The organism is Catellatospora paridis, from assembly GCF_009720365.1.
In the GTDB taxonomy this organism is placed as follows: domain Bacteria; phylum Actinomycetota; class Actinomycetes; order Mycobacteriales; family Micromonosporaceae; genus Catellatospora; species Catellatospora paridis.
The window spans coordinates 172,880-179,136 of record NZ_ML769324.1; the positions used below are offsets into that span (position 1 = coordinate 172,880).

Annotated in this window: 6 protein-coding genes; 4 read left to right on the plus strand and 2 right to left on the minus strand. The window is 69.6% G+C overall.

What is annotated here, in order from left to right; all coding sequences use genetic code 11:
* Positions 1–125: 125 nt before the first annotated feature.
* Positions 126–902: a nucleotidyltransferase domain-containing protein gene (locus tag F9C41_RS27865; protein ID WP_155389815.1), complete on the plus strand. Its 777-nt coding sequence runs from the start codon at positions 126–128 to the stop codon at positions 900–902.
* A 29-nt stretch (positions 903–931) separates the two neighbouring features.
* On the opposite strand, the gene F9C41_RS27870 is transcribed toward F9C41_RS27865, so the two are convergent.
* Complete coding sequence (locus F9C41_RS27870) at positions 932–1,384, minus strand: acyl-CoA thioesterase (protein WP_230690067.1); 453 nt, start codon at positions 1,382–1,384, stop codon at positions 932–934.
* A 99-nt stretch (positions 1,385–1,483) separates the two neighbouring features.
* Here F9C41_RS27870 and F9C41_RS27875 point away from each other — a divergent pair, with 99 nt between their 5' ends.
* The 3 genes from F9C41_RS27875 to F9C41_RS27885 all read left to right on the plus strand — a co-directional run bounded on the left by F9C41_RS27875 (position 1,484) and on the right by F9C41_RS27885 (position 5,951).
* Complete coding sequence (locus tag F9C41_RS27875) at positions 1,484–3,073, plus strand: M28 family peptidase (RefSeq protein WP_155389816.1); 1,590 nt, start codon at positions 1,484–1,486, stop codon at positions 3,071–3,073.
* Positions 3,074–3,288: 215 nt separating this feature from the next.
* Positions 3,289–4,476, plus strand: coding sequence for a type III PLP-dependent enzyme (locus F9C41_RS27880; protein WP_230690069.1), 1,188 nt, complete (start codon positions 3,289–3,291; stop codon positions 4,474–4,476).
* On the plus strand, positions 4,473–5,951 hold the full coding sequence (locus F9C41_RS27885; RefSeq protein WP_155389817.1) for a saccharopine dehydrogenase NADP-binding domain-containing protein: 1,479 nt from the start codon (positions 4,473–4,475) through the stop codon (positions 5,949–5,951). Before F9C41_RS27880 ends, F9C41_RS27885 begins: the two co-directional genes overlap by 4 nt.
* A 120-nt stretch (positions 5,952–6,071) precedes the next feature.
* On the opposite strand, the gene F9C41_RS41540 is transcribed toward F9C41_RS27885, so the two are convergent.
* A partial coding sequence (locus F9C41_RS41540) for a hypothetical protein (RefSeq protein ID WP_230690070.1) occupies positions 6,072–6,257 on the minus strand: 186 nt, incomplete at its 5' end.

Here is a 6,257-nt window from a genome sequence, read left to right on the forward strand (position 1 = left end):
GCCGTGTGCAGTTTCGGGGAAAGTGCGGCAATACCCGCGGCCATTGCCGCACTTTCCCCGAAACTGCAGCGAGCGGTGACCGCCGGCGGACGGCGACGCGGCGCGGGCGCGGGCATAATCGGCGGGTGTTCGAGGAACTCTGGGTGACCGCCGCGCATGTCAGGGCGCTCGACGAGCGGGTGCGGGGGCTGGTGACGGGGCTGTTCGTGACCGGGTCGGTGCCGCTGGGCGACTACTGGCCGGGCCGCAGCGACATCGACTTCGTCGCGGTCATGGATCGGGTCCCGACCGCCGAGGAACTGGGCAGGCTGGCCAAGGCGCACCTGTCGCTGCCCGAGGACGGCCCGGTCTACGACGGCATCTACCTGACCCGTGCGCAGTTGGCCGCGCCGCCGGTCGACGGTGACACCGCGCCGCAGATCCTGGCGGGCGACTTCCAGCCCGCGAAGGCGGGCGGGCAGCTCAACCCGGTGACCTGGCTCGAACTGGCCCGCCACGGACTGCCGATCCTCGGCGAGCGGCCGGCGGTGGCGCTCGACGAGGGCGTGCTGCGCCGGTGGCTGCTGGACAACCTGTCCGGATACTGGGCGGGCTTCGCCGAGCGGGCCATGCCGCAGTTCGCCGCGCTGCCGCCGGACATGCCGATACCGCCGGATCCGGTGCTGTGGGCGGTGACCGGGCCGGGCCGGCTGCATTACACGCTGGCGACCGGTGAGGTGACCACGAAGACCGGCGGTGCGCACCACACCGCGCAGGTGCTGCCGCAGTGGGCCGACCTGTGCGAGCGGGCTGTCCGCTCGCGCGCCGGCGAGGACGAGCCCTTCACCGCCGCCGACGGCCTGGCCTCGCTCCAGCTCGTCATCGACGTCGTCACCCACGCCCGCACCCGCTGGCCCGCGTGACCGGCCTGGCCCGCCCGGCCCGGCGGCGGTCAGTCGTCGGCTGAGGTGAGCAGTTCGCGCGCCGCGGCGAGGATCTCGGCGGGCATGGGGCACGAGCGGCGGTGCGCGGTGTCCAGGTGCACCGCGGTCAGTGTGGTGACCGCGGTCGTCTCGCCGGACGCGTTGGTCATCGCGTGCCGGAACCGGATCACCTTCTCGCGAACTTCCAGCAGCTCAGAGCGCACGGAGACCGTGTCGCCGGCGAAGACTTCGCGTTGGTACACGATGTGCTGCTCCACCGCTGCCATGCCGCGCGAGGCCGACCTGAGGTAGTCCGGCGTCAGGCCCAGCGTGCTGAACAGGTTCCACGTCGCCTCGTCGAACTTGCCGACGTACCACATGACGTTCATGTGCCCCATGTGGTCGCAGTGCCACGGGTACACCGTGCCCCGGTAGGTGAGCACCGGCTCGGCCATCGTCCGCTCCTCCGCCCTGACGATCATGCGCGGTCCAGCGTAACTGAACGATCGCTAAGGCCAGTGCGGGGCACAGGTCACGGTACGGTCAACCACTACTTCCATCTATTCGCATTAATCATTTCGATGGCTAGTCTGCGCCTGCCGGTAACCCCCGGCACACCCTGTGATCCCCTGAGGAGTCAGGCCTTGCGACTCTACGCAGCAAAACGCGCCCTGCTCGCGCTCGCCCTGGCGGGCACCGCGCTGGCCGCCCCCGCGACCGCCGCCGATGCCGCCCCGGCGCCCGTCGCCGCGCGAGCCGCGGCACTCGCCCTGGCCGCGCCGGACATCTCACTGACCAACGTGAAGGCGCACCTGCAGCAGTTCCAGACCATCGCCACCAGCAACGGCGGCAACCGCCGGTCCAACACCGCCGGCTACACCGCGTCGGTGAACTACGTCTACAACAAGCTGGTCGCGGCAGGCTTCTCCGTGGTCAAGCAGAACTGCACCTCGGGCTGCACCAGCGGCGCGGGCCCGAACGTGATCGCGGACTGGCCGGGCGGCGACGCCAACACGGTCTACATGTTCGGCGCGCACCTCGACGGCGTCGCGGCCGGTCCCGGCATCAACGACAACGCCTCGGGCTCGTCGACCGTGCTGGAGATCGCGCTCACCCTCGCGGCGACCAACCCGTCGATGCTCAACCACGTGCGGTTCGGCTTCTGGACCGACGAGGAGCAGGGCCTCAACGGCTCGGAGTTCTACGCCAACAGCCTGCCCGCGGCGGAGCGCACCAAGATCAAGGGCTACTTCAACTTCGACATGGTCGGCTCGACCAACGGCGGCTACTTCATCAACCGGATCACCTCCAGTATCGGCCAGGTCCTGAAGGCGTACTACGACGCGAACTTCCCGGGCCTGAACCCGGAGGAGAACGTCGAGGGCGCGGGGCGCTCCGACGACGCGTCGTTCAACGCGGTCGGCATCCAGACCTCGGGCGTGGCCGCCGGCGCGAGCGCCAACAAGACCTCGGCGCAGGTCACCAAGTGGGGCGGCACCACCGGGGACTACGACCCCTGCTACCACTCGTCGTGCGACACCTACCCGGCCAACATCAACGACACGGTGCTGAACCGGGCCGGCGACGCCGCCGCGTACGCCCTCTGGACGCTGGCCACCGGCACCCCGGCCACCGCGGTGTGGACCGACACCTTCGAGACGGCGACCGGCTGGACCACCAACCCGAGCGCGACCGACACCGCCACCACCGGCGCCTGGGAGCGCGGCGACCCGGGCGACACCAACTCCAGCGGCGCCAAGCAGCTGGGCACCACCGTCTCCGGGACCAACGACCTGGTCACCGGGCGGCTGGCGGGCACGGCCGCGGGCGACTACGACCTCGACGGCGGCGTGACCAGCGTGCGCTCGCCGGCGGTGACCCTGCCCGCGAGCGGGACGATCAACCTGAGCCTGAACTGGTACCTGGCGCACGGCTCGAACTCGTCCAGCGCCGACTACTTCCGGGTGTCCATCGTGCACAACACGGGCACGGCGATCCTGTTCACCCAGGCGGGCGCGGCCAGCAACCGCAACGGCTCGTGGGCGCTGGGCACCTGGAACATCTCGGCGTACGCGGGCCAGTCGGTGCGGATCCTGATCACCGCCGCCGACGCGTCCACGGCGAGCCTCGTCGAGGCGGGCGTGGACGACGCCAAGATCACGGTCTCCTGACCTGCGTCGATCACCGGAGCCCCACCTGCGCTGCTCGGCGGCGCGGGTGGGGCTCCGCTCACGCCTGCGGCCGAGCGTCACCCACTCGGAGTATGAGTATCGACACAGTGCGTCGCGGCATCCCGAAGGCGGTCTGTTCACCATTTGGCCCTAGACTCCAGCGTCGGCAATCAAAGGGCCGCATTCACCATTTTCACTGGAGGATTAGCGAGACGATGGCGATGACCAACGGCAAGACCCTGGTCACCATGATCGCGGCAGGAAACCGCGAGATCCAGGACTTCCTCGACTCCGACCAGCGCGAGACTCCCTACCTGGTCATTGATCCCAAGGTCGCGGCGCAGCAGTACCGCCGCCTGACCGACGCCTTCCGCGAGACCCAGGTCTTCTACGCGGTCAAGGCGAACCCCCAGCCGATACTGATCAGGCTTCTGGCCCGGCTGGGATCCTCTTTCGACGTGGCGAGCCCTGCCGAGATCGACCTGTGCCTCTCCGAAGGCGCCGATCCGAGCAGGCTGTCGTACGGCAACACGATCAAGAAGGCCGCGGACATCCGCTACGCCTACGATCGCGGCGTACGCATGTTCGTCTTCGACAGCGAGGCCGAGCTGCGCAAGCTGGCCGAGCACGCCCCCGGTTCCGCCGTCTTCTGCCGCCTGCTGGCCGGAAGCGCCGGCGCGCAGTGGCCGCTGAGCCGCAAGTTCGGGTGCTCCCCGGACATGGCGGTGGAGCTGCTTGACCAAGCCCGCACGCTCGGGCTGAAACCGATCGGGGTGTCGTTCCACGTCGGGTCGCAACAGCTGGACCCGTCCCGGTGGGATCCGAGCATCGCCCAGGCGGCGCGGGTGTTCCGCGAACTGGGCGAGCGCGGCGTCCGGCTGACCCTGCTCAACTGCGGTGGCGGCTTCGCCACCGGCTACCAGGAGCCGGTCGCACCGATCCAGGCGTACGCCGATGCGATCAACAGCGCGGTCGAGCGACATTTCGGCCCGTTCCGGCCCTCGCTGGCGATCGAGCCCGGCCGCTTCGTCGCGGCCGACTCGGGCGTGCTGCGGGCGCAGGTGGTGCTCGTGTCGCAGAAGTCCTACGACGATGACCACCGATGGGTCTACCTGGACATCGGGCGCTTCGGAGGGCTGGCCGAGACGGAGGGCGAGGCGATCCAGTACCGCCTGGTCACCGCACGCGACGGGGAGCCGACCGGTCCGGTCGTGCTCGCCGGGCCGACCTGCGACAGCGTCGACATCCTCTACGAGAAGGCGCCCTACCGGCTGCCCCTGGACCTCGAACCCGGCGACTACGTCGACATCCTCGGCACCGGCGCCTACACCACCACGTATTCTTCCGTTGGATTCAACGGTTTTGCACCATTAGCAACGTTTTGTATCGGAGACAACGCGTGACCACGATCCCCAAGCTCGCCTTCGGCGGCCGCATCCTCCTGCTCGGCAGCGGCTCGGTGTCGCAGTGCCTGCAGCCCCTGCTGCTGCGCCACGTCGACATGGACTTCACGCGTCTGACCGTGATGGACTTCGAGGACCTCGCCCACACCGCCGCGGAGATCACCGCCGCCGGCGCGACCTACGTGCGTGAGCGCATCACCCCGGAGAACATCGAGACCAAGCTCGCCGAGTACGTCGGCGAGGGCGACGTACTGATCAACCTGGCGTGGAACATCGACACCGGCGTGATCATCGACTGGTGCCAGCGCCACGGCACCCTCTACGTCGACACCTCGGTCGAGGAGTGGGACCCGTACGCCGACCAGCTCAACGCGACCCCGCAGTCGCGCACGCTGTACGCCCGGCACATGAAGCTGCGCGAGCGGGCCAAGAGCTGGCAGAAGGACGGCCCGACGGCGATCGTCGAGCACGGCGCGAACCCCGGCCTGGTCAGCCACTGGGCCAAGATCGCGCTGCTGGACATCGCCACCGCGATGCTCAAGGAGCCCGAGCGCCTGCCCAAGCCGCTGGACGCCGACCGCAAGGTCAAGCTCGAAGAGGCCCTGGCCAACCGCGACTTCGCGGCCCTGGGCATGCTCACCGGCACCAAGGTGATCCACATCTCCGAGCGCGACACCCAGGTCAGCGACAAGCCCAAGCAGGTCGGCGAGTTCGTCAACACCTGGTCCGTGGAGGGCTTCTTCGAGGAGGGCATCGCGCCCGCCGAGATGGGCTGGGGCACCCACGAGCCCAAGCTGCCCGCCAACGCGTACACCCACGAGTCGGGTCCGCAGAACCAGATCTGCCTCGCCCAGACCGGCATCACCACCAAGGTCCGCTCCTGGGTGCCGCTCGGCGGCCCCATCATCGGCATGGTCGTGCGCCACGGCGAGGCGTTCACCATCAGCGATCACCTGACCGTGTGGGAGGACGGCAAGGCGGTCTACCGCCCGACCGTGCACTACGCGTACCAGCCGTCCGACGCCGCGCTGAACAGCCTGCACGAGTGCCACATGAACGGCTACGAGCTGCAGACCAACCAGCGCATCATGAACGACGAGATCATCAGCGGCATCGACGAGCTGGGTGTGCTCCTGCTCGGCCACGAGCTCAACGGCTGGTGGGTCGGCTCGCAGCTCGGCATCGACGAGTCGCGCGCCCTGGTCCCGCACCAGAACGCCACCACGCTGCAGGTCGCCGCGTCGGTGCTGGGCGCGGTGTACTGGATGGTCAACAACCCGAACCGGGGCCTGTGCGTCCCCGACGACCTCGACGCCGAGGCCGTCCTCGACGTGGCCAACCCGTACCTGGGCCCGGTCCCCTCGGTGCACACCGACTGGACCCCCCGCAGCTCCTACTACGAGCCGTTCGCCAACTTCCGTCCGAAGACCGGCGACGACACCGAACCCTGGGCCTTCGAAAACTTCCTGGTCTAGAAGGAAGGGCACCTTCTTCACGCCATGCGTTGGTAGAAGGTGCCCTTCTTGACGCAGCGGCCCCGTTCACCTGCAGGTGAACGGGGCCGCTGCGCGTCCGGGGGGGGAAGGCGCCCTTCCTTACCGCTGGGCGGGGTGGTGGGGGGCGCGCTGGTCGCGGCGGTTGGGGACCGGGTCGGCGGCTGGGCGGGTGCTCGCGGCGGGGGTTGCCGGGGCGCGGCGGGCCAGGCGGCGGCGCAGGGCGCGGCCACCCACGCGAACGGCTGCCGGCACGGGCTCGGCGGGGACGTCCGGGGCCGGGTCGGC

Bases quoted from the DNA above. Each gene is read 5' to 3' on its own strand.
- F9C41_RS27870 (WP_230690067.1), bottom strand. From the start codon at position 1,384: ATGATCGTCAGGGCGGAGGAGCGGACGATGGCCGAGCCGGTGCTCACC.
- F9C41_RS27875 (WP_155389816.1), top strand. From the start codon at position 1,484: ATGGCTAGTCTGCGCCTGCCGGTAACCCCCGGCACACCCTGTGATCCC.
- F9C41_RS27880 (WP_230690069.1), top strand. From the start codon at position 3,289: ATGGCGATGACCAACGGCAAGACCCTGGTCACCATGATCGCGGCAGGA.